Source organism: Bradyrhizobium sp. sBnM-33 (assembly GCF_032917945.1).
GTDB lineage: Bacteria > Pseudomonadota > Alphaproteobacteria > Rhizobiales > Xanthobacteraceae > Bradyrhizobium.
Map to the genome: position 1 here is coordinate 4707651 of NZ_CP136624.1, position 25188 is coordinate 4732838.

At 61.0% G+C, this 25188-nt stretch carries 25 protein-coding genes; 15 read left to right on the forward strand and 10 right to left on the reverse strand.

The window, feature by feature from the left end:
• Window positions 1-222: 222 nt before the first annotated feature.
• On the forward strand, window positions 223-462 hold the full coding sequence (locus RX328_RS21820) for a hypothetical protein (RefSeq protein WP_213245353.1): 240 nt from the start codon (window positions 223-225) through the stop codon (window positions 460-462).
• A 42-nt stretch (window positions 463-504) separates the two neighbouring features.
• Window positions 505-684 (forward strand): hypothetical protein, encoded by a 180-nt coding sequence (locus tag RX328_RS21825; protein WP_213246362.1) that lies wholly within the window; start codon window positions 505-507, stop codon window positions 682-684.
• Between the two features lie 261 nt (window positions 685-945).
• On the opposite strand, the gene RX328_RS21830 is transcribed toward RX328_RS21825, so the two are convergent.
• From RX328_RS21830 to RX328_RS21850, 5 genes are all read right to left on the reverse strand, one after another.
• Window positions 946-1707: a C13 family peptidase gene (locus RX328_RS21830; RefSeq protein WP_249725991.1), complete on the reverse strand. Its 762-nt coding sequence runs from the start codon at window positions 1705-1707 to the stop codon at window positions 946-948.
• Window positions 1708-1712: 5 nt separating this feature from the next.
• Window positions 1713-2069, reverse strand: a complete 357-nt coding sequence (locus RX328_RS21835) for an Mth938-like domain-containing protein (RefSeq protein WP_213245352.1) — start codon at window positions 2067-2069, stop codon at window positions 1713-1715.
• Between the two features lie 68 nt (window positions 2070-2137).
• Entirely contained in the window at window positions 2138-3238 is a 1101-nt protein-coding gene (gene amrS / locus RX328_RS21840; protein WP_213245351.1) for an AmmeMemoRadiSam system radical SAM enzyme, read from the reverse strand.
• A gap of 965 nt (window positions 3239-4203) precedes the next feature.
• A complete protein-coding gene (locus tag RX328_RS21845; protein WP_213245350.1) occupies window positions 4204-4974 on the reverse strand; it encodes a DUF899 family protein in 771 nt (256 codons plus the stop codon).
• Between the two features lie 332 nt (window positions 4975-5306).
• The gene (locus RX328_RS21850) at window positions 5307-5666 is read right to left on the reverse strand and encodes a DUF3237 family protein (RefSeq protein WP_249725962.1); all 360 of its coding nucleotides are present in this window, start codon (window positions 5664-5666) and stop codon (window positions 5307-5309) included.
• A gap of 328 nt (window positions 5667-5994) precedes the next feature.
• On the opposite strand from RX328_RS21850, the gene RX328_RS21855 reads away from it, so the two are divergent.
• Together RX328_RS21855 and RX328_RS21860 are read left to right on the forward strand one after the other, a co-directional pair.
• Window positions 5995-7347: a transposase gene (locus RX328_RS21855; protein WP_213257637.1), complete on the forward strand. Its 1353-nt coding sequence runs from the start codon at window positions 5995-5997 to the stop codon at window positions 7345-7347.
• Between the two features lie 230 nt (window positions 7348-7577).
• Window positions 7578-7856: a hypothetical protein gene (locus tag RX328_RS21860; RefSeq protein WP_213253957.1), complete on the forward strand. Its 279-nt coding sequence runs from the start codon at window positions 7578-7580 to the stop codon at window positions 7854-7856.
• Window positions 7857-7926: 70 nt separating this feature from the next.
• Here the strand turns inward: RX328_RS21860 and RX328_RS21865 are convergent, their stop codons facing one another.
• Window positions 7927-8268 (reverse strand): hypothetical protein, encoded by a 342-nt coding sequence (locus RX328_RS21865; RefSeq protein ID WP_213253958.1) that lies wholly within the window; start codon window positions 8266-8268, stop codon window positions 7927-7929.
• Window positions 8269-8936: 668 nt separating this feature from the next.
• On the opposite strand from RX328_RS21865, the gene RX328_RS21870 reads away from it, so the two are divergent.
• The 6 genes from RX328_RS21870 (at window position 8937) to RX328_RS21895 (ending at window position 15491) form a co-directional block, all read left to right on the forward strand.
• Complete coding sequence (locus RX328_RS21870) at window positions 8937-9590, forward strand: Crp/Fnr family transcriptional regulator (protein WP_317258486.1); 654 nt, start codon at window positions 8937-8939, stop codon at window positions 9588-9590.
• Between the two features lie 639 nt (window positions 9591-10229).
• A complete protein-coding gene (locus RX328_RS21875; RefSeq protein WP_213253960.1) occupies window positions 10230-10790 on the forward strand; it encodes a type 1 glutamine amidotransferase domain-containing protein in 561 nt (186 codons plus the stop codon).
• A 19-nt stretch (window positions 10791-10809) separates the two neighbouring features.
• Entirely contained in the window at window positions 10810-11262 is a 453-nt protein-coding gene (locus RX328_RS21880; RefSeq protein WP_213253961.1) for a PPC domain-containing DNA-binding protein, read from the forward strand.
• Window positions 11263-11336: 74 nt separating this feature from the next.
• Window positions 11337-11828 carry a ferritin-like domain-containing protein gene (locus RX328_RS21885; protein ID WP_213253962.1) on the forward strand — a complete coding sequence of 164 codons (492 nt, stop codon included), beginning with the start codon at window positions 11337-11339 and terminating at the stop codon, window positions 11826-11828.
• Window positions 11829-12150: 322 nt separating this feature from the next.
• Window positions 12151-12678 (forward strand): hypothetical protein, encoded by a 528-nt coding sequence (locus RX328_RS21890; RefSeq protein WP_213253963.1) that lies wholly within the window; start codon window positions 12151-12153, stop codon window positions 12676-12678.
• A gap of 152 nt (window positions 12679-12830) precedes the next feature.
• Window positions 12831-15491 carry an EAL domain-containing protein gene (locus RX328_RS21895; RefSeq protein WP_213254011.1) on the forward strand — a complete coding sequence of 887 codons (2661 nt, stop codon included), beginning with the start codon at window positions 12831-12833 and terminating at the stop codon, window positions 15489-15491.
• Between the two features lie 6 nt (window positions 15492-15497).
• Here the strand turns inward: RX328_RS21895 and RX328_RS21900 are convergent, their stop codons facing one another.
• Window positions 15498-17951, reverse strand: a complete 2454-nt coding sequence (locus RX328_RS21900) for a PAS domain S-box protein (RefSeq protein ID WP_409410874.1) — start codon at window positions 17949-17951, stop codon at window positions 15498-15500.
• 56 nt (window positions 17952-18007) lie between these two features.
• Window positions 18008-18781 (reverse strand): thermonuclease family protein, encoded by a 774-nt coding sequence (locus RX328_RS21905; protein WP_213253965.1) that lies wholly within the window; start codon window positions 18779-18781, stop codon window positions 18008-18010.
• Between the two features lie 197 nt (window positions 18782-18978).
• Here RX328_RS21905 and RX328_RS21910 point away from each other — a divergent pair, with 197 nt between their 5' ends.
• From RX328_RS21910 to RX328_RS21930, 5 genes are all read left to right on the forward strand, one after another.
• Window positions 18979-19188: a hypothetical protein gene (locus tag RX328_RS21910; RefSeq protein WP_213253966.1), complete on the forward strand. Its 210-nt coding sequence runs from the start codon at window positions 18979-18981 to the stop codon at window positions 19186-19188.
• 137 nt (window positions 19189-19325) lie between these two features.
• Window positions 19326-21341 carry an acetyl/propionyl/methylcrotonyl-CoA carboxylase subunit alpha gene (locus RX328_RS21915; protein WP_213253967.1) on the forward strand — a complete coding sequence of 672 codons (2016 nt, stop codon included), beginning with the start codon at window positions 19326-19328 and terminating at the stop codon, window positions 21339-21341.
• 175 nt (window positions 21342-21516) lie between these two features.
• Entirely contained in the window at window positions 21517-22386 is an 870-nt protein-coding gene (locus RX328_RS21920) for an oxaloacetate decarboxylase (protein WP_213253968.1), read from the forward strand.
• Window positions 22383-22682 (forward strand): acylphosphatase, encoded by a 300-nt coding sequence (locus RX328_RS21925; protein WP_213253969.1) that lies wholly within the window; start codon window positions 22383-22385, stop codon window positions 22680-22682. Before RX328_RS21920 ends, RX328_RS21925 begins: the two co-directional genes overlap by 4 nt.
• 127 nt (window positions 22683-22809) lie before the next feature.
• Window positions 22810-23181 (forward strand): nuclear transport factor 2 family protein, encoded by a 372-nt coding sequence (locus tag RX328_RS21930; RefSeq protein ID WP_213253970.1) that lies wholly within the window; start codon window positions 22810-22812, stop codon window positions 23179-23181.
• A gap of 80 nt (window positions 23182-23261) precedes the next feature.
• Here the strand turns inward: RX328_RS21930 and RX328_RS21935 are convergent, their stop codons facing one another.
• Both RX328_RS21935 and RX328_RS21940 read right to left on the reverse strand, forming a co-directional pair.
• A complete protein-coding gene (locus tag RX328_RS21935) occupies window positions 23262-23423 on the reverse strand; it encodes a hypothetical protein (RefSeq protein WP_213253971.1) in 162 nt (53 codons plus the stop codon).
• A complete protein-coding gene (locus RX328_RS21940) occupies window positions 23395-25128 on the reverse strand; it encodes a diguanylate cyclase domain-containing protein (protein ID WP_213253972.1) in 1734 nt (577 codons plus the stop codon). The genes RX328_RS21935 and RX328_RS21940 overlap by 29 nt, the downstream gene beginning before the upstream one ends.
• Window positions 25129-25188: the final 60 nt, after the last annotated feature.

The following is a 25188-nucleotide window of genomic DNA, read 5'->3' on the forward strand; positions in this document are numbered from 1 at the left end:
AACCACCGATGACGAAGGATGAGTTGCGCCTGATGCTGACCGCGGCGGTACGCAATACGCAGCCAATCGCGGATCACAAGCCGAAACGCGCCCCGGAGGCCGAGGACGATCAGTCCTAGCTAGCCGCCGCTCATTCGCAATAGCCAAGAAACACACCAGGCGCGGTGGCTAATGTCGATCCCGACAGCCTGACCTAATCGGACGCTCAAAAAGGAATAACGGATGCGGATTGCTGCCAAGCCCACCGAACAAGAGATCATCGAGGGGCCGCAAGCGGTGTCTTTTCAGATCGCGAACGGAACTGCGCGGCAGCGCTGCGTTCTTCAAACCGAGCTGCCGACCAAGGCTCTGGCGCAAAAATTTCTTCTCGCAAATTGGCCTGTTATCGAAAAGATGGCGCGCGACGCGCTCGCGGCCGGAAATCTTGAAGACGGCGAGATCAAACTCGTCATGGCGGCCTGAGCAGTTCATTATCAACGCCAATTTTGGATTACAGGACCAGTCATGCTGAAAGATCGCGAGAATATTCTGAACGCGCTCCGCGAGAAGCCGCTCAAGGCCTACCAAGTCATGCGACGTGCCAATCTCCCCAATGAGGAAGCCTGCCAATCCCTGCTTCTGAAGATGCGCGACGAAGGCCTCGTGAAATTCGACATCCACAAAGGGCATTGGCGCATCGGATAGTCAGATCCATGCGGCGGGGTTATTTCCCCGCGGCCTTCTGTTTACCTTTCCCGCATCCAGCCCGACGCCCAAAGAAGAGGGGCGCAGGCACTTGATGAGCCTGTTGTACGCGACAGGCTGGCCCAGCCCGGCGGTTCTAGCGCCAAAGCGGACATCGGGCGCGATAGCAACTTCGGTTGAGCCGACATGCGGCGCGTTTCGGTCATTAGATCAATACGGACGAGGATTTCGGCAGACAGGCGTCGGAAGGTGGCCGGTCGCTCAAGGACGCGAAATGAGCAACGGCTGCACGTTTTCGCCGCCTGCCATTAGGGGATTCGAAGGCTCGAAGCGCTCGCGCACTTCTCGCTTTTTGACGAGCGAACGCGCAACAACAAAGGCGTCCTTCAGGCTCTTGGCTTGCCGGAGTGCTATATTGAAAAACGCGTTGCCGAAATAGGTCCATTTGGCTTTGTCCCGGCAGCCGAACGATGGATGGTCGGCATCGGCCGCGGTGATTACCAGCGTATCGGGGTTCGCGAGACGAGGGATGAAGACTCCCGAATAGCAGGCCGAGATGACCACAACCTTGTATCGGATGCCGGTGCGCGCCAGCATGTAGGCGAGATTAGACGGCGTGAGCGTTTGCGTAAGCCGCCCCGCTTTGACTGCAAGGCCGGCGCGGGCGCCGTGCGAGGTGAGAATCAAAAACAGAATGTCGTTGTCGGCGTCCATCCCGTTGGCCGCCGCTTGCAAGGACTTGGCCAGGCCTTCAATCGTTGCACTTCCGCCTTTCTTCGAATTGTATTGCACGTTGATCGCGGCGCCCCCGAAACGGTCCGCGACGACCTGTGCTGCGCCGGTCGCCTCCCTTCTAAACACGCCTTGATCGCCAAAAAGGCCGAAGGACACCACGCTCACCTTGCGAGTATCCTCAACGGCGTGCACCGTCGAAACCGAAAGCGCAACGGTCAAAACAAAAAAAGCAATGAGCGGCGCGCCGATCCGGCGGATCCAACTTGGATACACAGCTTCACCAGGCATTTGTTTCAACAGGTCACGTGAAAGAGTCCGATTTTCTTTGTTCGCGACCGGTTGAACATCCGGATTGCCTCGGGTGTCGGCTTCAACACGACCTCGCAGCCCTTTCTTTCGAAATAGGCTTCAGCTTCTGGTGACAGGTGCACGTTGCCCATCTGACCCGAGCCAATGACGACCTGATCGCACCCCTTCTCGAAGAGAAACTTTGCCTCGTCTTTCGAAAGCACGTGCGAGGTGCCATACAGCTTCTTTGATAGCTTCTTTTTCCGCTTCACAACTTCGCCGGAAAGACGAACAACCACGTCGTGCTGATAGGTCTTTCCGTCAATCGTAATCGCGCCAAAGATGGTGCTGTCAATCTTCATCGTGACCTCCTAATCAGGCTCGCGCTCCAATACGCAGCGGTGAGGCGCTACGTCGGCATCGTCCTCATTCAAGAGCGGTCCAGTCTGCCGATCCAGATCGGGACACGCCGCTGCCCCCATTTGCCCGGGTGCGCCTCGAACAAGCCGGGGATTGGGGTGGAGCAAATATCGCAGCGGCCGTCCCCTGTGAGCCGCCAAGTGGTGATGTCATACCAATCTCGACCGATGATCCGCTCACCGCAGCCCGGGCAGTACGTGCTTTGGCCGCTCTCGTCATGGACATTGCCGGTGTAGACGAAATGCAGCCCGACCTTGCGCGCGATATCACGAGCCGTCGTTAGCGTGAAGGCCGGCGTACGGCGCAGATCCAGCATCTTGTAGTCAGGGTGGAAGGCGGTGAAATGTAACGGCACGTCAGGTCCTAGCCTTGTCATCATCCATTCGCTCAGCTTTTTCACCTCCTCCGGGCTGTCATTGTGACCCGGGATCAGCAGCGTTGTGATCTCGAGCCAGACCTTCGTCTTGTTCTTCAGATACTCGAGCGTTTCGAGGACGGCGCCAAGATGGCCGGTGCACAGCCGCTTGTAGAACGCCTCGGTGAACGCCTTGAGGTCGACATTGGCGGCGTCCATGAAGGCGTAAAGCTCCTCCCGCGCCGCCGCGTCAATGTAGCCCGCTGTGACCGCCACGTTCTTGATCCCGCGCCGGCGCGCCACCCTTGCAACATCCACGGCATATTCGAGGAAGATGACGGGGTCATTGTAGGTGTAGGCGATGGAACGCGAGCCCGTGGCAATCGCGGCCTCGACAATATCTTCCGGCGAGGCCGCGTCCTGGAGCCGGTCGAGTTCCCGCGCTTTGGAGATGTCCCAGTTCTGGCAGAATTTGCAGGTCAGGTTGCACCCTGCGGTACCGAACGACAACACGGGAGTTCCGGGCAGATAGTGGTTCAGTGGCTTCTTCTCTATTGGATCGACACAGAACCCCGAGGAGCGGCCGTACGTCGTGAGCACGATCCGGTCGTCCTGCCGGCCACGCACGAAGCACAGGCCGCGCTGGCTTTCGTTAAGCCTGCAATAGCGCGGGCAGATATCGCACTGGATACGTCCGTCTTCAAGCCGGTGCCAGTAGCGGCCGGGAACACCTTCCAAACGCTCGGGTTCGGTCATGGAATTCGTCGTGTGGATCGCTGGGCAGACCTCAGTTATTGCCAACGGGCGTGACGGAGAGTGGCCACGATATTGGGTCGGGTCCCCTAAGGGCACGAACGCCCGTGGACGTCGGCTCATCTTATTCCTGATGGGCGGAGATGGTAAGCCCGCCGGCCACTTTGCGGGCCTGCGACAACCTTAGACGAATTAATGTCCGATCAGGGTCAAAAACAAACTTTACCGGAACGACCGCTTCTGGCGCCGAGCGGACATTCGGCTCAGCGCCGATGTCGGCTAAGTGCTGCCAAGAGGAGACACTCTGATCGGATAATCCCTATTCTGCGCGATCAGGACTTCCCCCTGAATTTAAAGGATCCGAAGAATTTATCTTTCTTTTCCGCCACCAGTCGCGATAGCATTGGGGTATCAATCGTTAGTATGTAGAACGCACCTTTCATCCTGATATGGCGGAAATGCGCAGTTGTTGCCGAGTTGGCGACTGAGAATAACAGATTATCGGGGTCATCCTTGGAATTACGGCTTACATCAGACACTTTGTTCGCCGGGTTGGATGAGAAAGATTTGAGGATCGCCGCAAGGTCGACAGGCGTCTTTCCAGTTGCCGGCAATCCATCGCTGTAAACTTGATCCCCTCAGAACTCGTAGCACCGACGATCGTTTGCCAAGAGGACGACGAAGGGAAGACCAACTTTGTCTTCGATTTTATTGTATGGATCCTGACAACCTTTGTTTCGGTAGAAAGCCTTCTGAAGCCACGAGTACTCTTGTACGCGCCTTGACCGGGATCTTGAGCCAAACCTGTCTTCACCGGCTGATACTGACAACATGCGCATCTGCACCAAGATAGAAGATTTTGGGTGGCGAGCGCATGCGTGACGGCCACGATGGCGTCTTCGGGCTGATAAAAACCCGCGGCTATGTTTTTTGGCTGCTGATTCTGGGATATACAGTTTGAGGTTTGTTTACGATTGCTTGTTGGCCTGCACCTCAGTCCGACAGCATGCGTATTCGAGCTGCTCGTTCGCGTCCGGCCGCCCTGCGGGAGTAAGATCCAGAAGGGTCCACATCGGCTCCACCGTACCAAGATGCCGTGGATCCTGTTTCGGCTCGGTCGGCATGAACAATAGTTCGGAGGCCCAACTCAACCTGATGACTCCATCCGGGCCTTTGTGAAACACGGTGAGGATGGGCATCTGCTGCCCCTCTTCATCCTCACCATGATAGTCCCGTTTGAAGCTGTTGTTGGCGGCTGAAAGCAGTTTCAAATTGCGCCAGCCGCGATGCGCGGCGAAGGCCGCGATCCGCTCGATCGGCGCTTTGGCGACGGCCGCGATGTTCGCTCCCAATCCCTCGACGTGGGCTATCGCTCCCTCCCAGTTGTCGAGCAAAGCGGTGCAGGATGGGCACGGCCCTTCCTCCAGCGGCAGCTGCGCTACCGGACCAACGCTTGGCCCCGGCCGCTTATCGCCGCGGTGCCGAGGGAACATGTAATGGTAGATGAGCAGCGTATCAGTGCCCGGCCGGAACAGTTCCGAGAGGCGCACCTTCGCTGGCGCCCCTTTGGCATCAATATGATCGAACTCGTAGTCCTCGGGAGCGGGCCCTCCCGGCGGCAGTGCCCGGATCTCCGCGGCCACGGCCTCCATTTCGCGCCTGAGCGCTACCTCGCGCTCCAGTAGTTTATTGCGAGCAGCTCGATACTGTGGACTTTCATTGGGAAAGGTCACGCCCATGGATAACTCCATCACCGCGCGTTAGTTGGATTTGTAGCACGTTTCCAGATTTTCAAGTCTTGCAGGCATCAGGCGGCACGACCACCAATGTCGGCTTTAGGTCCAAAAACGGAAGTTGCTGCCTTGCGGCGGGATGTCTGCCTTACCCCGATGAGCGGACAAAGTCAGGTTGTTTCGGCATGTCCGAAAAGTGCATTCGATCACCTCGTCGATCTGCGCAAGCGGAGATGCCGGCACAGTGAGACTGAGCGCTTTGGCAGCTTTGAGATTGAGGACCAACGCGACTTCGCAGGCTGCTGGACCGGACAGTCATCCGGCCGTCCCCCTTGCTTTCACTGCATGAAGCCTTCGGCGCGGACCTTCCCGGTCGCCAGGCTCGCGGTCCCCACACCCCAGATCTGTCGCTCATTGACCCAGGCATAGTTTTTGGACGCGGTGGAGAGGCGGACGTTTGCGAAGATGTCGAGCACCGGCTCGCCGGGTCGCGGCGCCGCCTGGCCGTCACCAGACAACGCGATCCGGTGGCCGTCCTCAGTCTCGATGATGACGTGCAGGTCCAGCTCGATGCGACCATCGGCGCGTACCCGCAGATAGTCGACACCGTGCGTGTCCCGCGAGGGGGCCCTCGTACCGCCCATCGACCGCAAGGTCAAATCGAGCTCCGTGTAGTGGAATCGCTTCCTGGCCGGCAAGGATGGCGTCCATGCTCACGCCGTAGTCGGTGACTCCAGTGATAGTTCCATGTCGTAAATCTTCTCGCCCCTCATTGCTGCATTTTGAGTCATTGCATTTCTCCTGGTTACTCCTGCCGGATTGCCGACATCCAGTCGAACGGGTGACCACCAAGACGACATGTTCGGGATAAATTATTTTCGCTGGATATGCGGGGCGAAAAGGGGGTGACGGTCTAGCGCTGAGCGAGCGCGGAGAAAATGTCTCATGTGGGTCGATTGTGTTGAAAAAGTCTTCGGTTGCGCTGGTTGATGTTCGCTGATTCAGTCGTTGCGAGAGGACTGAATCATGATGGGACATCAGCGAGTTGAGCAGGTCGCGTTGTTCTATGAGTTTTCGCTCGAGCGGCACGTTCCGGCCGATCATTTGTTGCGATCGATCGACAGGTTCGTGGACCTCGATGGGTTAAGGCGAGAGCTATCCCCCTTCTACAGCACGATCGGGCGGCCCTCGATCGCGCCCGAGCTGATGATCCGGATGCTGTTGGTCGGTTACTGCTTCGGCATCCGCTCGGAGCGGCGCCTGTGCGAAGAGGTTCACCTCAACCTGGCATACCGCTGGTTCTGCCGCCTTGGGCTCGATGGTGACGTGCCCGATCATTCGACCTTCTCAAAGAACCGACATGGCCGCTTCCGCGATAGTGATCTGCTGCGACGGCTGTTCGAAGACGTCTTGCGCCGCTGCATCGACGAGGGTCTGGTTGGCGGAGAAGGCTTTGCGGTCGATGCTAGCCTGATCAAGGCCGATGCTAACCGGCAGAACGGCGTCGAGGGCGAAAAGGGGTTGCCGCCAAAAGCCGCAAGCCGTGCCGTCGACGAGTATCTAGCTGTCCTGGACGATGCGGCGTTTGGGGCCGCGACCGAGATCGTCCCCAAGTTCATCTCACCGGCTGATCCTGCCGCGCGCTGGACCGGTGCCCATGGCGGACAGGCTTTCTTTGCCTACTCCACGAACTATCTGATCGATGTGGAAAATGCGATCATTGTCGACGTTGAGCCGACCACAGCGATCCGGCAGGCAGAAGTTCTCGCTGCCAAGCGCATGATCGAGCGGACCGCAAAGAACTTCGGTCTTCACCCGTCCAGGCTTCTCGGTGACAGCGCCTATGGTTCAGCCGACATGCTGGGCTGGCTGGTCGATGAGCACGGCATCGAGCCGCATGTGACCGTGTTCGACAAATCAGCGCGCAAGGATGGGACCTTCACACGGGAGGACTTCAACTACGATCCAGTCAGCGACGTCTATATCTGTCCTGGCGGCAAGACGCTGACCACAACAGGGACGCGTGTGAATGATGGCGAGACGTTGCTTTATCGAGCGAGCAAGGCTGACTGTGACGCCTGCGCCTTGAGGCCACACTGCTGCCCGAACACGCCTGCTCGAAAGGTGCCTCGCTCGATCCATGAGAGAGCCCGCGACATGGCGCGGGCGATTGCTAAATCCTGGGAAGGTCGAGCATCGCGACGGCTACGTAAGAAGGTCGAAATGTTGTTCGCTCACCTCAAGCGCATTCTCAAGCTCGACCGACTGCGATTACGTGGACCAAACGGGGCTCGCGACGAGTTCCTCCTTGCAGCAACCGCCCAGAACCTCCGGAAACTAGCCAAGCTGGTCCCAATGCCGCAGCCAAATCCGGCCTGAGAAGCGGTCGGCTGTGCCGCATTTGCGGCTCGCCTCGCTCGCGGGCCGACTTCTTCAACGGAATCGGTCAAAAACGGACTTCTTGGGAATGTCGGCTATTGGCGGCGCAAAGCGGTCTCGTGCCATGAGCTAGGAACTGATGGGTTAATTCGCCAAGATCGGCAAAGGTTTGGACCTCCCGGAGGAAACATTGGAGCTCTGGCGCCGTTCTCATTGCCAGGAGGCCCACCATGAGCAAGTTCCATGAGAAGGCCGAGGCTCAGACCAAACAGATCATCGGGCAAATGCTCGGCGACGAGCTGCTGGTCCGGGAAGGCAAGGAGCAACATCGGCAAGCGACAGAACCCGAACCGACGGATCCCGGCTCGTCCAACGGCAGCGACGACCAGGGCATCGTCCGTGATCAACGGGGACAGGAGCAACCCAAGGACAAGGAGCGCGCCCAGCGCGTGAGCCGGGTGGACCGCGGCGGCGATCCGCCTGGAAAGAAGCTCTCAGGCAATCGCTAAACAAAGCAGTCGCTAAACAAGAAGAGAAGAGGCGGTGTTGGACCGCCTCTTCTTCAATGCCCGTGGTTAGCTACTGACAGATATGGCGCCGGCCGTCCCCACCGATGAACGTCGTTCCGGGTTGACAGACGAAGCCGTTATTGTAGTAGCGCGGCCCGTAGCCGTAATTGTAGGCGTAGACGTCATGTCGGAACGGCGCCGTCGCAATCGCGCCGGCCGTGCCGATCGCGCCGCCAACCACGCCGGCGGCTATCTCACCCGGCCAGAATCCGCTGTGACGATGATAAACGCGGTCCTGGGTTTGCGGTGGTTTACGGATGGCATCCGACCGTCCGTGAGGATCCTGCGCCAGTGCCGGCGCTGCGACCGCAGTCGAAAGAACCGCCGCTGCGGTTACGAGCTTCAAGTTCATGAGTTGCCTCCGTTGCACTAACAGGGGGCCAACCGGGGGCGCCTGCGACCGTTCCGATATCGTGATCGGTTCGCTTCAAACGGATGTGAGGTTTCAGCTCCAGCTTCTGTTCCGCCAAGGCGCTCATCAGCAAAATGCGCGATGGTTTCACAGCGGGTAGTTGGGCATTTTCGCGCACTGAAATCCATCAATGCTCGCGGTCATGAGCTGCGCGATGGCATGCGCGATCCAGCAGCAGGCACTTTGCGATCTGCAACCAAGGACGTGGATGCGCAGTGCAAGGGCCGGGCATGACGAGAGCGCGACTCCGGAGAGAAAAATCGGAACGGTATCACCTTATCCGTCGTTTTTCCCCCGGCGACGACAATTCTCGATGGCCCCGGCGCCGATTGCGTCGGGGCTTTTTTCCACCCTGCAGCTAATCGAGACTAGCTCCTTGCGGTTCAGTATGGAGCAGCTTTGCAATGTCGGGTGGCGGACAGACGCGGTTCCCGAGAAAAGGATAGCGTTTCATATCAACGGTAACCCTCCGGCAGCCGCGTGACTGAGAGACACAAAGTGCTCCCGCCAATCCGGGAGCTCCCATGCGATCATTTTCGAGCAATCTGCTGCTGTCGTCTTTCGCCCCGCCGGATGTCGAGGCACTGCGGCCTCACCTCAGGCCTGTCGTGCTGGAGCACACCAAGATCCTGCATGAGGCCGGGGAGGCGATCAGCGGGGTTTACTTTCCATCTGACGCGGTGATTTCGCTCGTGGTGCTGCTTGAGGGCGGAGAAACCGTCGAAGCCGCTATGGTCGGCCGCGATGGTGTCATCGGCGCTTCGGCGGCTTTGGACGGCAAGCTGGCCCTGAATCGCGCGATCGTTCAAATCGGCGGACATGGGGTGGTGTGTGAGCCCGACGCATTCAAGCGCGTGGCGCTCGAACGTCCTGCCATGCTTTCGATGATTATCAGTCACGAGCAGACGGTTTATGGCCAGGCGCAGCAATCCGCCGCCTGCAACATTCTCCACGATTCGACGGCGCGATTGTGCCGCTGGCTACTGCGCGCGCGCGACCTGTCGGGAAGCGATACGCTTCCTTTTACGCAGGAGTTTCTCGCGGAGATGCTGGGTGTTCGGCGAACCACCGTTTCGCCGGTGGCGCATACGCTGCAAACGGCGGGAATGATCCGATACCGGCGGGGTAAAATCGAGATCACCGACGTCGAAGCGCTGCGGGAAAGCGCCTGCGAATGCTACGAGACGGTTCGTAGCAATTACGATCGGTTGCTGGGGCGCAGCCTTAATAGCGGCCCTGATCACGAGTCTCCGAAGCATTGAAATTACATCCGTTTGCCAGATCGTTCGTTGCCAATCCACAATCTAGTCAGGCGATCGCGACGCGCTTCTGGTCAAAGCCTCGCCGTCTGGCTTGATCGGATCAGCGCCAAACGTTTTCATCTCAGAATGATGGCATGTTCTGCATTCGAACGTGCGATGCTCCAGCCCGTCCGAACCAATCGAGATAGCAACCGCGATCATTCTCGTTGCGCAGTTTGGACAGCGCGGAGACGGAAGAGGAAGCAACTCCGGATCAGGTCTGGGCATGGAAAAAATTTGCACTTGAGCCAATCTCAGGTCTGTCCAGTTGCTGACATAGTCGGCTCGATATCTTACGAGAGGCTTCAGTCGCCTGGGCGCATCTGCTCGATTTTGGACTTCAGCGAAGTCTTTGGAAGTTTCTCGCATCTGTTTCGTCCGAGTCCGTTTCAATGCGAGCAGAGGTCATGGAGAGATGCGCGCCCGATTGCGGCAAACGATATGCCTACGACCGCGTAGTCTCCGTCTAGTGTACTTTCGGGGAACAGCGAGTTCCCGCGCCGGCCCGCCTTCGGCCAAAAGGCGCCGGATTCGGCTTGTCGGGAACGATGCCCTGTAGTGCCGATTGACCGGGGACAGCTCACTCTCAGGGAGCACCCGATGGATCTCGACGGAAAGAAAATTGCTATTCTGGCAACGCACGGCTTTGAACAGTCGGAACTCGAAGTGCCGCGCGATCGGCTGAAAAAGGCCGGGGCTGTCGTTGACGTGGTCTCGCCGGCCTCAGGCGAAATCAGGGGATGGGACAAGAAGGATTGGGGACGGCCGGTCACGGTCGACAAGACGCTCGATCAGGCATCACCTGCGGACTATGACGCCGTTGTGCTGCCTGGCGGGCAGATCAATCCCGACCTGCTTCGGGTGGAACAGAAAGCGCTCAAGTTCATCAGGGACATTTTCGACGCCGGCAAAATCGTCGCAGCCGTGTGCCATGCGCCGTGGCTTCTGATCGAAACCGGCATCGCCAGGGGCCGGAAGATGACGTCCTACAAGTCGATCAAGACCGACGTCGCCAACGCCGGTGCCAAATGGGAGGACTCGGAGGTCGTTGTCGACCAGGGCGTGATTACGTCCCGCAACCCCGGCGATCTCGAAGCGTTCACTGCGAAGATCATCGAGGAGGTGAGGGAAGGTCGCCACATCAGGCGCAGCGCAGCCTGACCGCCATTGCGAGGTCGCCATGAAGAGCAAACGTATCGGCGCCGACGACGAGGCGCAGGTTCATGTCGTCATTCTGGACACGGGCGAGGAGGCGTTTGCCGCGCTCACCCGGTTCGCAGCTGAATCCGGGATTTTCGCGGCCTCGCTGACCGCGATCGGCGCCTTCGAACGGGCGACGGTCGGCTGGTTCGACGTCGCCGCGAAGAGCTACCGGAAGATCGAGGTCGATGAGCAGTGTGAAGTCCTCAGCGCGATCGGCGACGTGGCCGCCGGCGATGACGGCAAGCCCAGCCTGCACGTTCACGTCGTACTCGGCCTTGCCGATGGCTCGACGCGCGGCGGTCACCTGCTGGCAGCAACCGTCAGGCCGACGCTCGAAGTGATCTTGACCGAAGCGCCGGCAGCGCTTCGACGCAAGAAGAGGCCCGACCTCGGAATTGCCCTGATCGACCTTGCCGCCGGGAGCGGGTAGCGCCTCCGAGGAACGCCCTTAGGAACCAATTCATTCGGTCCCATGTTGTCAGCGCACCATCAATGGAGGAAGCCATGCCTGACAAGGACCTGAATGAATTATTCCTGGATACTCTCAAGGACATCTACTACGCCGAGAAGCAGATCCTGAAGGCGCTGCCGAAAATGGCCAAGGCCGCCAACTCAGACAAGCTGCGGGCCGCCTTCGAAAAGCACCACGAAGAGACCGAAGCGCAGGTCGAACGGCTGGAAGAGATATTCGAGCTTCTCGGCAAGGCCGCGCGTGGCAAGAAGTGCGAGGCGATCGAGGGGATCATCGACGAAGGCAAGGACATCATGGAGCAGTATGCCGACACGCCCGCGCTCGATGCCGGCCTGTTGGCCGCCGCCCAGGCGGTCGAGCATTACGAGATTTCACGCTACGGCACCCTGAAAGCCTGGGCCGCCAAGCTCAACAATCCGCAAGCTGTGAAGCTGATCGACCAGACGCTCGCCGAAGAGAAAAAGACCGACGAAACCTTGACCAAGATCGCGGAGACCGCAGTCAATTATGAGGCCGCGGCCTAGAGCCACTCATTCTGCTGCGTCATAGCTGCTCAAATAAAGAAGCCCCGCCAACCCCGGTCATGGGCTTGCGGGGCTCGCGTTCGGCGCTGCGGGAAGGAACACCCGGAGCGCGCTCGATCGTTGCTGCATTTGCTTCGCAGGAGCGTCTCATATCTCCCGCCGGAGTTCGAGACCGTAAGGAGACACGGCAGCAAAACGATCCCGAGGTAGTCGTTTCGCAGGCCGAACAAATTATTTGCGCGCCGGGCGCCAGCGTAAGCAAACGTTTAGCCGCCGCCCGTAAAATGCCGGCATCAACTTCTGCATTAACCTCTGGTTAGTCATGCGCCTTCTGCCGATGAAAGAGCCGGACAGGTCCTGGCGGTCGATCAAGGGCCTGTGGAAGAAGGACGCCGAAAGCGTCGGCGAAGACTTTTCGACCTTTTCAACGGGAAGCTATGCGGCCTATGACGGGTTGACCAGGGAAGGCGATCACCCCAGCCTGTACTGCCTGTCCGACGGCGAGCGCATCCATGCGGCCTGCCAGGTCAGCCGCCTGATGATGAGCAAATTTCCGGATCCCATCCTCCGCGCGCGCTTTATCGTCGTGTCGCCGGCTTACGAACTCGGCATCGCCGATGCCGGCCAGTACGCTCAAACGATGGTGGCGCTGTTCTCGGGCATCGTATGGCTGTCAAGGGACACGATGTCGGCGAGCCACATCCGGTTTTTCCTGCGCAGTCCGGGAGACTCGCAGTTCTTCGCGGCGCTGCAGGCTTCGACGCCCGGCTCGCTGTTTTCGAAGTTCACGATCGACGGGGCGCTGATCGAGTGCAGTCTCAAGGAGGACGAGATGGCGGAATCCGCCTGATTCCGCGGCCGCTTTAACCTCCCGATAACTCATTTTGCTAACGCCCCCTTGGCTTGTGGTCCCTACAACACGCGCCTGTGGGGGCAGCGAGAATGCTGAATAATCCAACGGAAAACGTCATCGCGGAGAGCCAGCCGCTGTTCGGTCGCGCCATGCCGTGGCGGATCAGGCTGGGCGCGATCCAGTGCCTGATCCTGAGCGCCGCGGGGATCGTGATCGCGATCATGCTCGGCACCGGCTATTTCGCCATGCAATACCGCGAGCGGGCGCTGGAAGTCGCCGAGCGCGAACTCAACAACAGCGCGCTGTTGCTGTCACGGCATTTCGACCAGCAACTGAACGATCTCCAGCATGTGCATGAGGACGTTGTATCCGGCATGCGGGCCGACGGGGTCGATACGTCGGAAGAATTCGAACAGAGAATGTCGACCTTAAGCGCGCACGAGATGCTGCGCAGCAAGCTTTCGGCGCTGCCCCATGTCGGCGCGCTGAACCTGTGGAATGCCAAGGGATGGCTGATCAATTCCTCCGAGATGTGGCCGGTCCCCGATCTCAACATCGCGGACCGTCAGTACTTCAAGGAATTCACGTCGGGAAGACCGACCCCCGACGTCATCGTCGAGCCGGTCGTCAGCAAGGTGACGAGGAACTGGACCACGCTATTTGCGCGCAAGATCGTCGGCCGCAATGGCGAGATCATCGGATTTGCCAGCCGCGGCGTCGAACCTTCGCATTTCGAGGCCTTTGTCGGATCGCTGGAGCTCAACAGCGATACCGCGATCTCGATGATTCACCGCAACGGCACCATCATTGCCCGCTATCCAAAGGACGACAGCCTGATCGGCTTCAATGTCGCCGGAAGCGAAGCGTTTCGACGCGCGCTGGCCGTAGATGGCAACATGTCCGGGCGCTTCACCAGCGCGAGGCTGGCGGAAGACAAGGTCGGTGCGGTCAAGTCGCTCATGCACTTCCCGATCCTGATCGTGGCGACCACCCGAACGGAGGCTGCGCTGGCCGATTGGCGGGCGCAGACCAGACTGCAATTTTTCGCGGCGGCGCTGGCAATCGTCGTTGTGATCGGCATGGTCTTCCTGATCGTGCGCCAGCTCCGCCGCCAGCATGCCGCCGCGCAGCGCAAGCTTTCGGAGAAGAGCCAGCACCTCGACACCGCGATCAACAACATGACGCAGGGGCTGCTGCTGTTCGACTCCTCGGCCCGTCTCGTGATCTGCAACCGGCGATATATCGAGATGTTCGGGCTCTCGCCGGAGGTCGTCAAACCCGGCTGTCATCTGCGCGACCTGATCCGCCACCGTCAGGAACGCGGCTCCTTTCTCGGTGACGCCGACGCTTATTGCGCACGCTTCCTCGATCCCAATGGTAGCCCGGTTCAAGATGCCATGACCTCAACGCCCGACGGCAGGACGATCCGGCTGATCTACAAACGCTCGTCGGACGGCGGCTGGGCCACGACGCTGGAAGACGTCACCGAAGGGCGGCGCGACCAGGCCAGGATCGAACATCTCGCCCATTATGACGCGCTGACCAATCTGCCGAACCGCAGCCTGTTCCAGCGCCACGCGGAGGGACTGCTGCTGGAAACCGAGGGACGCGAGTTCGCGATCCTCTATATCGACATCGACGAGTTCAAGCGCATCAATGACACGCTGGGACATCTGATCGGGGACGAGTTCCTGAAGGGCGTGGCGGAGCGGTTGCGCCAGTCGGTCGGCCCTGAGGATTTCATCGCCCGCCTCGGCGGGGACGAATTCGCTATCCTTCAGCACGGCATCGAGAGCGCCGAGGACGTTCACGCGCTGGTCGCGCGGATCTATCAGGCGCTGCGTACCCCGTTCGACTGCCATGGCCATCAGCTTTCCAGCGATGCCAGCATCGGCATCGCGATCGCTCCGCGCGACGGCTCGGACCTGTTCGATCTCCTGAAGAACGCCGATCTCGCGATGTATGCGGCGAAGGCCGCTGGCCGCAGGACCTATCGCTTCTTCGATCCGGAGATGGAGCAGCAGGCCAACCATCGCCGCGAGCTGGAGGCGGATTTGCGTGAGGCGCTGGTGCAGGGCTGGTTCGAACTGCACTATCAGCCGCAGGTCGATCTGCGCGGCGACGACGTCACCGGCTGCGAGGCGCTATTGCGCTGGCGGCATCCGGTGCGCGGCATGATTTCGCCCGCCGAATTCGTGCCGGTCGCCGAGGAGACCGGCCTGATCGAGGAGATCGGGCAGTGGGTGTTGCGCACCGCCTGTGCCGAAGCTGCAGCTTGGCCGGCTCATGTCCGAATCGCCGTCAACGTCTCGCCGATCCAGTTCCGGTCGGAAACGCTGTCGATGAAAGTCGCCGCTGTTCTTGCCGAAACCGGGCTCGATCCGCGCCGGCTGGAGCTGGAGATCACGGAGGCCGTCCTGATCGCGGACGACGACGCCGCGCTGGCGACACTGAACCAGCTCCGTGCGCTCGGCATCCACATCGCGCTCGACGATTTCGGCACCGGCTATTCCTCGCTGCAATATCTGCAGCGCTTCCCGTTCGACAAGATCAAGATCGACCGCTCCTTCGTCAAGGAAGTGACGCGCAATTCCTCATCGGCCTCGATCATCCGCGCGGTGGTCAGCATCGCCGCCGACCGCAACATGATCACGACTGCCGGAGGCGTCGAGACGTTGCAGCAGCGCGAGACCGTGCAGAGTCTCGGATGCACGCAAATGCAGGGCTATCTGTTCAGCGCCGCGCGCCCGGCGCAGGAAATCCGCGCGCTCTTGGTATCGGGAGAGGCCGGCGTCGACGCCGCGGCGTGAGCTGCCCTAGCGGCGCGCCTCGGAAATCGCCTTCCTGAGAATCCGCGACAGCAATTCCACCGAATAGGGTTTCTGGATCAGCTCGAAACCGCGGTGGGCGCTCTCCGCCAGCACGTTGCTATAGCCGCTGGTCAGGACCACGGGCAGGCCGGGATAGCGCTCGCGCACGATGCCGGCGAGCTCGACGCCGTTCATCCCGGGCATGATGACGTCGGAAAACACCAGGTCGGCGGAAAACTCGTCCTCGGCCAGGATTGCGAGCGCGGCGTCCGCGCTGGCGACGCGGCGCACGGTGTAGCCGAGATCTTCCAACAGCTCGGTGGAGAACTGGCCGACGTCATCATTGTCCTCAACGACGAGGACGCGGTAGCCGCGGCCGCGGGCGGCGGGCTCGCTGCCGGTTGCGGCGGCTTCGCTCGTATCGGCCGGCACTGCGGCCTGCGGCAGGTAGATCGTAAACGTCGCGCCCTGGCCGGGCTCACTTGCAACTGCGATATCGCCGTCGGATTGCTTGGCAAAACCGAATGCCTGGCTCAGCCCGAGGCCGGTGCCCTTGCCGACTTCCTTGGTGGTGAAGAACGGCTCGAAGATCGTCTCGAGCAGGGCAGGGGCAATACCGCAGCCGGTGTCGGTCACGGTGATGGCGACGAAGTCGCCGCGGCGGGCGGGCTGGGCACGCAGCGGCGGTATGGCATTCACCTTGCGGACCTGTATGGTCAGCCGACCCTCGCTGTCCATGGCATCGCGGCTGTTGACGGCGAGATTGATCAGCGCGGTTTCGAATTGCGCGACGTCGGCGATTGCGAAGCAATTGAGGTCGGCGATGTCGACGTCGATCCTGATCCGGGCGCCGACGAGGGGACGGATCAATTGTGCGACGGACTCAACCTGGGTGCCGACGTTGAACACCTGCGGCTTGAGCGGCTGCCTGCGAGCGAACGCCAGCAATTGCCCGGTCAGCTTGGAGGCGCGCTCCACGGTTTCGGCGATCGCGTCGATGTAGCGCCGGCGACGCTCTTCCGGCAACTCGCGGCGGCGCAGGAAATCGGTCGCGGAGCGGATGATGGTCAATAGATTGTTGAAATCGTGCGCCACGCCGCCGGTCAACTGTCCGACCGCTTCCATTTTCTGCGACTGACGCAGCGCTTCCTCGCCCTGGCGACGCTCGGTGACGTCGATCGCCTCCGGCACCGCGCCGATGATTGCCCCGTGCTGGTCATGCAGCGGTCGCATCGCGAAATCGAAATAGCGGTCGCCGATCGGCAGGTGCAGCAGCATTTCAATATTGACTTCTTCGCCTCGCATCACGGTGATGAAGGCGTCGCGGAGGGCATCGCGCATGCCGGAGGTCGCGGCAAACCATGGCGTTTCCCAGAACGGGCGGCCGACGACCGCACTGGCCTCGGCACAGATGCCGGCCAGCGCCGTCCGGTTGGCATAGAGCACGTCGCCGTGCTGGTTGAGCAGAGCCTGATATTGATGGCTGGTCTCGAAGATCGCGCGCATCTGGGCTTCGCTGGCTTCGAGCTGCGCGGTTCGCTCGGCGATCCGCATTTCGAGGATCTCGTTCAGCCGGCGCAGATCATGCTCGGCCTGCTTGGCTGACGTAATGTCGTGGGCGACGCCGATGAACCCAATGTGCTTGCCGGTCGGATCCCAGCGCGGCTGGGATTCCGAGCGCAGCCACCGCCATTCGCCGTCGGCGCGCTGATAGCGGGCCTCCAGCACGAACGGCTTGAGCGATGCTTCGCCTGCGACGGATTCCTGTACGACACGCGCTGCGTCGTCCGGATGCAGCCTTTTGCGCCAGTCGAACACGATGGCTTCCTCGAACGGCAGCCCGAGGAAGTCGAGATAGGCCTGGTTGGCGAAGGAACGCGTGCGGTCGAGCTTGGTGACCCAGATCGGCACCGGCGCGCTGTTGGCGATCAGGCGGAAGCGCTCCTCGCTTTCGCGTAAGGTCGCCTGCGCCAGCATCTGATCGGTGACGTCGCAATCGGCGCCGACGAGGCGCAGCGCGCGGCCGTCGGCGTCGCGCTCGATCTTGGCGACGACGCGGATCCAGCGGACCGCGCCGTCGTTCGGCCGCACGATGCGGTATTCGGCCGAATAGTCCTCGCTCTGGCTTTTTAATACGCCGAACAGGTCCTGGACCGTTCGCTCGCGATCCTCGGGATGAATTCGACTGACCCATTCCTCGTAGGTCTCGTTGGCCGCCTCGGGCGGCAGCCCGTGAACCAGAAGATATTCAGGGGAGCGGCGATTCTTGACGCCGTCACGGAAATCGATTTCGAGACCGCCGACACCGGCGATGCGCTGGATCCGCGCCAGCTCCGCTTCGCGCTCCTGCAAAGCACGATGAGCTCTGTCGCGCTCATCAGCGATTTCCTGCAGATGTTGCCGCAAGCGTTCGGCGGCGGCGGCTTCAGGCAGGATGTTCGTAGTGTCGGAAGGGGTCATGCGTGCCGGCAACCTCTGCCGGCACTTTCACACAACAGCCGGCGCGTTTGCCAGCCTCATTTGCTCTTGGTGGTTGACCGGCAGTTATAGGCTCGGCGGAACCCGGCGGCTTGCGCATCTTCCTCGGAACAGAACCATCGATCCGGCTTGGTCAGTCCCGGATAGGAGCGGCATGCCTGCAGATGGTAGATGCCGAGGTTCCCGGTGACGCGCGCGCGCACGGCGTACTTGCCCTTGATGTTGCAATTCGCCGGCATCACGAGATCCTCGGGGAACAGCGCCTCGCGGATTTCACGGTCGCGGTCGGCGCGGCATGCGGCGCCGAGCAGGGGGCCGTCCTTCTTTCCGGCGCGGAACTCGCGCGGCGCGACAAAGCAGCCTTTCCAGAGTCCCTGGCGGTCGTCCTTGGCGCGGGCCTCGTCCACCTGGAAGCGACCGCTGGCGGAGACTTCGACATTCAAGGCAAAGCCGTTGCGGACAAGGAGCTGGCTCAAACTGGTCGTGTCACCCTCGATCTTGCACACGCCGATGCGCCGTTTCTTGAACGAGGGATCGGGACCCAAATCATCGCAGCGAACCTGTTTGCCGCCGATCAGCTTGGTCAATTGATCGCGCGCCTCGATACCGCAGGTCCAGCTATCGGCATTCTGATCGATGCAGAGTTGATCAACGGTGGGCGCATCGATGCCGTCGAGCCGGTAGGTGACGTTGCCGAGCTGAAGCGTGCTGCCATCTCGAATGGTGGCCGTTGCGCCCGAACTCTGGCTGGCCGGAAGGACGATCGACAGCAACGCCGCAACCAGAAAAATTCGTGACTGCATCTGTTTCATTTCAAATCAATTCCACACCCGCCGCTGCCTTCTAGCATAAGGTGATGTGATTGAACCAAGATGCCGGCGCTAATGGCGCAAGCGAAGCAGGTTGGGGAAAACCGTGGGCGCAGTTGCGACCAGCCGACGAACGGCCCATTGACTTCGTAAGAACAAAATAAGAACATGGGCCGTCTCGCTCAACACGGAATACTGCCATGTCGTCCTCTTCACAGCCGAAGTCCGAAGAGAACGACGAGCTGGAAACCGCTGTAGATCAGGCCATTTCCGCCTGCGGGGGCGATATGCGGGCGACGATCCGCGCGTTGATCGTGGCCAACGAATATCTGGAATCCGAGGTCGGCGAGCTGATGAAAGCGGTATCCCACGCCTATGCGCGGGGCCGGTTCAGCTCCTATTCCGGCTGAATACCGCCGGGCGGCACCGCGAAGCCGGTACGAGACCGTTGCCTCCATCGATTTTTGCTGTACGACGGGTGTGTTACCCGCGTCCCGCATGCCTCATTGCGGGGGAGGATCCCGCCCAAAGCTCAAGCAAGAAGAACATGTTCAAGAGAATTCTGATCGCAAATCGCGGCGAGATCGCCTGCCGGGTCATCAAGACTGCGCGCCGTATGGGGATAGAGACGGTCGCGGTGTATTCCGAAGCCGACCGCGACGCGCTTCACGTCGAAATGGCGGATAAGGCCGTGCTAATCGGCCCGCCTGCAGCGGCCGAGAGCTATCTGTTGATCGACCGGATTATCGATGCCTGCCGCAAGACCGGCGCAGAAGCGGTACATCCGGGCTACGGCTTCCTGTCCGAGCGAGAAGCATTTCCGCGCGAGCTCGCCAAGGTCGGCATCGTCTTCATCGGCCCCAATCCCGGCGCCATTGCCGCGATGGGCGACAAGATCGAATCCAAGAAGGCCGCCGCGAAGGCCAAGGTATCGACCGTGCCGGGCCATCTCGGCGTGATCGAGGACGAAAAGCACGCGGTGAAGATCGCCGACGAGATCGGCTATCCCGTGATGATCAAGGCCTCTGCCGGCGGCGGCGGCAAGGGCATGCGGATCGCGCATTCGAAGAAGGAAGTCGCCGAGGGCTTCAACCTCGCCAAGGCCGAAGCGAAATCCTCGTTCGGCGACGATCGCGTCTTCATCGAAAAGTTCATTGTCGATCCCCGCCATATCGAGATACAGGTGCTCGGCGACAAGCATGGCAACGTGATCCATCTCGGCGAGCGCGAATGTTCGATCCAGCGCCGTAACCAGAAGGTCATCGAGGAAGCGCCGTCGCCGCTGCTCGACGAGACCACCCGGCGCAAGATGGGCGAGCAGGCGGTGGCCTTGGCAAAAGCTGTGAACTACGATTCCGCCGGCACCGTCGAATTCGTCGCCGGCCAGGACAAGAGCTTTTACTTCCTCGAGATGAACACCCGCCTGCAGGTCGAGCATCCCGTCACCGAACTGGTGACCGGCATCGATCTGGTCGAGCATATGATCCGGGTTGCGGCCGGCGAGAAGCTTTCGATCGCGCAGAAGGACGTCACGCTAACCGGCTGGGCCGTGGAGTCCCGCGTCTATGCCGAGGACCCGTTCCGCAACTTTCTGCCCTCCATCGGGCGGCTGGTGAAATACCGGCCGCCGGCAGAAGCGAGCCAGGACGGCGTTACCATCCGCAACGACACCGGCGTGCAGGAGGGCGGCGAGATCTCGATCCATTACGATCCGATGATTGCCAAGCTCGTGACGCATGCGCCATCACGGGCCGCCGCCATCGAGGCGCAGGCCACGGCGCTTGACGCGTTCTACGTCGATGGCATCAGGCACAACATTCCGTTTCTGTCGGCGCTGATGAACCATCCGCGCTGGCGCGAGGGCAAGCTTTCGACCGGCTTCATCGCGGAAGAATTCTCGAAGGGATTTGCGGCGCGTCCGCCGGAAGGCGAGATTGCGCGGCGACTGGCGGCCGTGGGCGCCGCGATCGATCACGTGCTCGGCGAGCGCAAGCGCCAGATTTCCGGCCAGTTGACTGGCCGTCTGGTGCAGCGCGAACGCCGCCGTGCGGTGTGGCTCGGTCGCGAAGAAATCGCGCTGGACGTAGCGCGCGAGGCCGAGGGCATCGCGGTGCGCTTCATCGGCGCCGATGGCCTGCCCGGCAACCCGCACAACCTGGTCTCGGCCTGGACGCCCGGCGAGCCGGTCTGGCATGGCACCATCGACGGCCACTTGGTCGCGATGCAGGTACGCGCAATCCCGAACGGTTTCCGCCTCGCGCATCAGGGCGTTGAAGTTGCGGTCAACGTCTTCACCGAAAGCGAGGCCGCCGCTGCGCGGCTGATGCCGGTGACATCAGCGGCTGACACCGGCAAGAAGCTGCTGTGCCCGATGCCCGGCCTCGTGGTGTCGATTGCGGTCGCCGAAGGGCAGGAGGTCAAGTCCGGCGAGACATTGGCGGTGGTCGAGGCGATGAAGATGCAGAACGTGCTGCGCGCCGAACGCGACGGCACCGTGAAGAAGATCCATGCCGCGGCCGGCGCGACACTGGCGGTGGACGCGCTGATATTGGAGTTTGCGTAGACGCAGCCCCGTCATTGCCTGCGACAAACGCGAAGCGTTTGCGCAAGGGAGCGTCAGCGACGAAGCAATCCAGACTTCCTTCGCGGCACGATGGATTGCTTCCGCCTTCGCTCTTCGAGCTACGGCGGACCAAGTCGCTTCGCTCGCAATGACGGCGGATAGCACTGAGGACACTATGGCATTCCGTCAGCGCCGAGAGAAACTACGTTCCATCCTCGCCGGCTCCACCTGCATCCGGCCAGGATCGGTTTATGACGCGACTTCGATCCGCATTGCCGAAGACCTCGGCTTCGAACTCGGCATGTTCGGCGGCTCGGTGGCCTCGCTGGCCGTTCTCGGCGATCCCGACATTGCCCTGATCACGTTGACCGAACTCGCCGAGCAGATGCGGCGGATGTCGCGCGCCTCGACACTGCCGGTGCTCGTCGATGCCGATCACGGCTATGGCAACGCGCTCAACGTCCGCCGCACCGTTCAGGAACTCGAGGCGGCTGGCGCAGCCGGATTGACGATTGAGGACACGCTGCTGCCTCCGGCGTTCGGGCAGGCCGGAACGCAATTGATCCCGCTGGAGGAGGGCGTCGGCAAGATGAAGGCTGCGCTTGATGGCCGCAGCGATCCCTCGCTGGTCATCATGGGACGCACCGGCGCCGTGTCCGTCACCGGCCTTGATGACGCCATTGAACGTGCGAGGGCGTATGAGGCCACCGGCGTCGATGCGCTGTTCTTCACGGGCGTCAAGAGCCGGGGCGAGCTGGAAGCCATTTCCGTCGCAACGAGCCTGCCGATCGTGCTCGGTGGTGCGCCCGACGACATGACGGCGCTGGATTATCTCGCCGGTCAGCGCGTGCGGATCGCGCTGCAGGGCCACGCGCCATTCGCCGCCGCCACGCAGGCCGTCTACCAGACGCTGAAGGCGTTGCGTGAGGGAACCTCGCCGAAAAATTTGAACGGCCTTGCGTCTGCCGAGTTGACCAGCCGGGCCATGCGCGATGCCGAAGTAAGGGCGCGCGCTGGCGCATTTCTCGGGTTGAAGAATAAATGAGCGATGCCATTCGTCATGTCACGATAAGCGGCCGGGTGCAGGGCGTCGGCTATCGCGCCTGGGTCGACGACACGGCACGGGCGCGCGATCTTGAAGGCTGGGTGCGCAACCGCAGAGACGGCCGTGTCGAGGCGGTGTTCGCGGGTCCCGCGGAGCCGGTGACCGCGATGATCTCGGCTTGCCGGCGAGGACCGTCATCGGCGCGCGTTGAGGCGATACAGGACAACGCCGGCAATCCCGAGATGCTGAAGCTGCGGCGGGCAGGAGAGCGGTTCTCGGTGCTGCCGACGATATAACGTCAATGCCTGTTTGAACCAGGTCCGCTCTCGCAAGCCTCCGACCACCGACCCAGTCGCCGATGGCCTATTCGGAGACCGAACGCGCAGAGCAAATATCAACTATCCGACTGGGCGGAGACGGGCGATGGACATTCGATCGACGCTGACGGATCTATGTGATGCCTTCAACGCGCACGATCTTGATCGCATCATGACGTTCTTTTCGGACGACTGCGTCCTGGAGATGCCGCGGGGAAGCAAGCCTTGGGGGGCTCGTTTCGAGGGCAAACGGAACGTACGAGAAGCGCTGGCAACACGCTTCGAAGGCCTGCCTGACGTCCACTACGGCAACGATGAGCATTTTGTGGATCCGACTGCCGAGACCGGCATCTCAAAATGGACCCTCACAGGTACCACCCGCGAGGGCACAAGGAAGGAGGTCCGAGGTTGTGACTTCTACACGTTTCGCAACGGAAAGGTGATCCGCAAGGACTCCTATTGGAAAATCGTGGAATAAGTCCGGTATCGGCCCATCGCGTGTAGCAAAGCGGATATCGAGCGAGCCGCTCTTGCACAACCAAATAGCAGCCACGCGCCCTAGTGCGTCCGTTCGCCCGGCGCGAATTCGCCATCGTGCTGGATGGAGGCGCTATCGACGTATTGCAGGTCGAGCGAGGAATACACGATGCTGCGATTGCGGCCGAGGCGCTTGGCCTCGTAGAGCGCGGTGTCAGCTCTCTCCGACCAAAGCAGCTTCATCCAGCGTCGAATGGGTTCTGGCGGCAACGCCTGCGCTGATGGTGATGTAGCCGCGGCTCGAGGCTGTGTTCGGAATGCCGAGCGCCCGAACGGTTAATCGGATGGCCTCGGCAACCTTCAATGCGTCGTCCTCGGAACTGTTGGGCAACACCACGGCGAATTCTTCGCCGCCATAGCGCGCGGACAGACCCGAGGTATTGGCAGTAGCGTCGCCGATCACCTTGGCCACGGCCTGCAAGCAGCGGTCGCCGGCCTGATGTCCGTAGGTGTCGTTGTAGCCCTTCAAATTGTCGATATCGAACAGCAGCACCGAAATCTCTTGGCAGACTTCGTATTCGCGCCGCAGGAAACCATCGAAGGTGCGGCGGTTGGTCAGACTGGTGAGTCCATCGGTCGCGGCGAGCTGGGTGAGGCGACGGTTGAGCTGGGTCAGCTCATCCTCCATCCGCTTGCGTTCGGTGACATCGCGAATGACGCAGAGGAATTCCGCTCGCGTGGGATCGCTGGTCTCCGACGCCAGCTTGAATTTGCTCTCGACCCACGCCAGCGTTCCGTCGCCGCGATAGTGCCGGAACACGACCGTGCTGACGCCACCGACACCGTTAAGTCGCGTGGTTGCCTGCATGACGCTTTCCCGATCCTCGGGGTGAACCAGGTCGAAGCATGATTTTCCGATCAGGTCCTTCGCCTGCAGCCCGAGCACCGGCTCGACGGAACGGGAAACATAACGGAGCATGCTGCGGGCATCGATCATGATGATAATGTCGGCGATGTTGTCGGCCAGCAACCGATAGTGCGCCTCGCGTTCGCGCAGCGTGCGCTCGGTCATGCTACGGAAGTGGAACTGCAGGGCAAGCAGTGCCGCCAACATCAGGATCATGCACAGCAGGACGCCGGCGACGATGGCGTCGGTCCGCAAGCCCTTCCACCATTCGGAAAGCAGCCAGTCTTCCGACATAGCTACGGTGACCACCATCGGGTAGTGCGGCGTCACCTCATAGCCGAGGTGCTTCACGAGGCCGTCGAACGGCGAGATGATCTTGTAGTATCCGACCGAGCTTTGCTTGAGATGCTTCCTGAACAGGTCGGTCTTGGAGAGATCCGTGCTCTTGTCCGACTGCGGCCAGCGCATCAGGAGCGCACCATCATTCCGTATCAGGCTGATGCCGCCGTCGGGGCCGAGCTGGAATGTCCGGTAAAAATTATTGAAGTAATCCTTGTCGATCGCCGCGGCGACGACCCCGCCAAAACTGCCGTCGAGCTTGGTAATGCGTTTCGAAAGAACGATCATGGAGGATCGCTCGTCCACACGGGACTGCATCAGTTCGCTGATCCGAAGCGCGTTGTCCGGTTTGTCACGATGGTAGGCGAAATAGCTGCGATCCGCGATGGTATGGCGCGGTGTCTCCGCCAGTGACGAATAGGTCCAGTTGCCATTGGCATCCGCGACGCCGATGCCACGCAATTGGGGCAGCGTTTTCGCCGTTTCGGCCAAGTACCTGTTGAACCGGTCCGGATCGGGATCCCTGTATTTCAGCAAGTCCACCATTCCGGCCATCGCGATATCGACCGCCTGGATGGTGTGCGAGGCATGCTCGGAAAGCGAATGGGCGAGGTTCTGGATCTCGGCGCTGCCGTTCGCCAACGCCGCTTTCTTGGCGTCGAGCGCCTTCCAGGCCATGACGCCGAGCACGCAGGCGGTCATGACGAGCGCGAAGGTGATTGACCAGGGACGTCGATGTTACCCGCCGCAGCGGTCCGCCGG

What these genes read in the sequence shown, in the direction of transcription:
- RX328_RS21905 (WP_213253965.1), bottom strand. Translation starts at nt 18,781, where the DNA reads ATGAAACAGATGCAGTCACGAATTTTTCTGGTTGCGGCGTTGCTGTCG.
- RX328_RS21825 (WP_213246362.1), top strand. Translation starts at nt 505, where the DNA reads ATGCTGAAAGATCGCGAGAATATTCTGAACGCGCTCCGCGAGAAGCCG.
- RX328_RS21920 (WP_213253968.1), top strand. Translation starts at nt 21,517, where the DNA reads ATGGCATTCCGTCAGCGCCGAGAGAAACTACGTTCCATCCTCGCCGGC.
- RX328_RS21885 (WP_213253962.1), top strand. Translation starts at nt 11,337, where the DNA reads ATGCCTGACAAGGACCTGAATGAATTATTCCTGGATACTCTCAAGGAC.
- RX328_RS21855 (WP_213257637.1), top strand. Translation starts at nt 5,995, where the DNA reads ATGATGGGACATCAGCGAGTTGAGCAGGTCGCGTTGTTCTATGAGTTT.
- amrS (WP_213245351.1), bottom strand. Translation starts at nt 3,238, where the DNA reads ATGACCGAACCCGAGCGTTTGGAAGGTGTTCCCGGCCGCTACTGGCAC.
- RX328_RS21940 (WP_213253972.1), bottom strand. Translation starts at nt 25,128, where the DNA reads ATGACCGCCTGCGTGCTCGGCGTCATGGCCTGGAAGGCGCTCGACGCC.
- RX328_RS21830 (WP_249725991.1), bottom strand. Translation starts at nt 1,707, where the DNA reads ATGCCTGGTGAAGCTGTGTATCCAAGTTGGATCCGCCGGATCGGCGCG.
- RX328_RS21895 (WP_213254011.1), top strand. Translation starts at nt 12,831, where the DNA reads ATGCCGTGGCGGATCAGGCTGGGCGCGATCCAGTGCCTGATCCTGAGC.
- RX328_RS21820 (WP_213245353.1), top strand. Translation starts at nt 223, where the DNA reads ATGCGGATTGCTGCCAAGCCCACCGAACAAGAGATCATCGAGGGGCCG.
- RX328_RS21875 (WP_213253960.1), top strand. Translation starts at nt 10,230, where the DNA reads ATGGATCTCGACGGAAAGAAAATTGCTATTCTGGCAACGCACGGCTTT.
- RX328_RS21845 (WP_213245350.1), bottom strand. Translation starts at nt 4,974, where the DNA reads ATGGGCGTGACCTTTCCCAATGAAAGTCCACAGTATCGAGCTGCTCGC.
- RX328_RS21935 (WP_213253971.1), bottom strand. Translation starts at nt 23,423, where the DNA reads ATGAAGCTGCTTTGGTCGGAGAGAGCTGACACCGCGCTCTACGAGGCC.
- RX328_RS21890 (WP_213253963.1), top strand. Translation starts at nt 12,151, where the DNA reads ATGCGCCTTCTGCCGATGAAAGAGCCGGACAGGTCCTGGCGGTCGATC.
- RX328_RS21880 (WP_213253961.1), top strand. Translation starts at nt 10,810, where the DNA reads ATGAAGAGCAAACGTATCGGCGCCGACGACGAGGCGCAGGTTCATGTC.
- RX328_RS21910 (WP_213253966.1), top strand. Translation starts at nt 18,979, where the DNA reads ATGTCGTCCTCTTCACAGCCGAAGTCCGAAGAGAACGACGAGCTGGAA.
- RX328_RS21915 (WP_213253967.1), top strand. Translation starts at nt 19,326, where the DNA reads ATGTTCAAGAGAATTCTGATCGCAAATCGCGGCGAGATCGCCTGCCGG.
- RX328_RS21925 (WP_213253969.1), top strand. Translation starts at nt 22,383, where the DNA reads ATGAGCGATGCCATTCGTCATGTCACGATAAGCGGCCGGGTGCAGGGC.
- RX328_RS21900 (WP_409410874.1), bottom strand. Translation starts at nt 17,951, where the DNA reads ATGACCCCTTCCGACACTACGAACATCCTGCCTGAAGCCGCCGCCGCC.
- RX328_RS21930 (WP_213253970.1), top strand. Translation starts at nt 22,810, where the DNA reads ATGGACATTCGATCGACGCTGACGGATCTATGTGATGCCTTCAACGCG.
- RX328_RS21835 (WP_213245352.1), bottom strand. Translation starts at nt 2,069, where the DNA reads ATGAAGATTGACAGCACCATCTTTGGCGCGATTACGATTGACGGAAAG.
- RX328_RS21865 (WP_213253958.1), bottom strand. Translation starts at nt 8,268, where the DNA reads ATGAACTTGAAGCTCGTAACCGCAGCGGCGGTTCTTTCGACTGCGGTC.
- RX328_RS21860 (WP_213253957.1), top strand. Translation starts at nt 7,578, where the DNA reads ATGAGCAAGTTCCATGAGAAGGCCGAGGCTCAGACCAAACAGATCATC.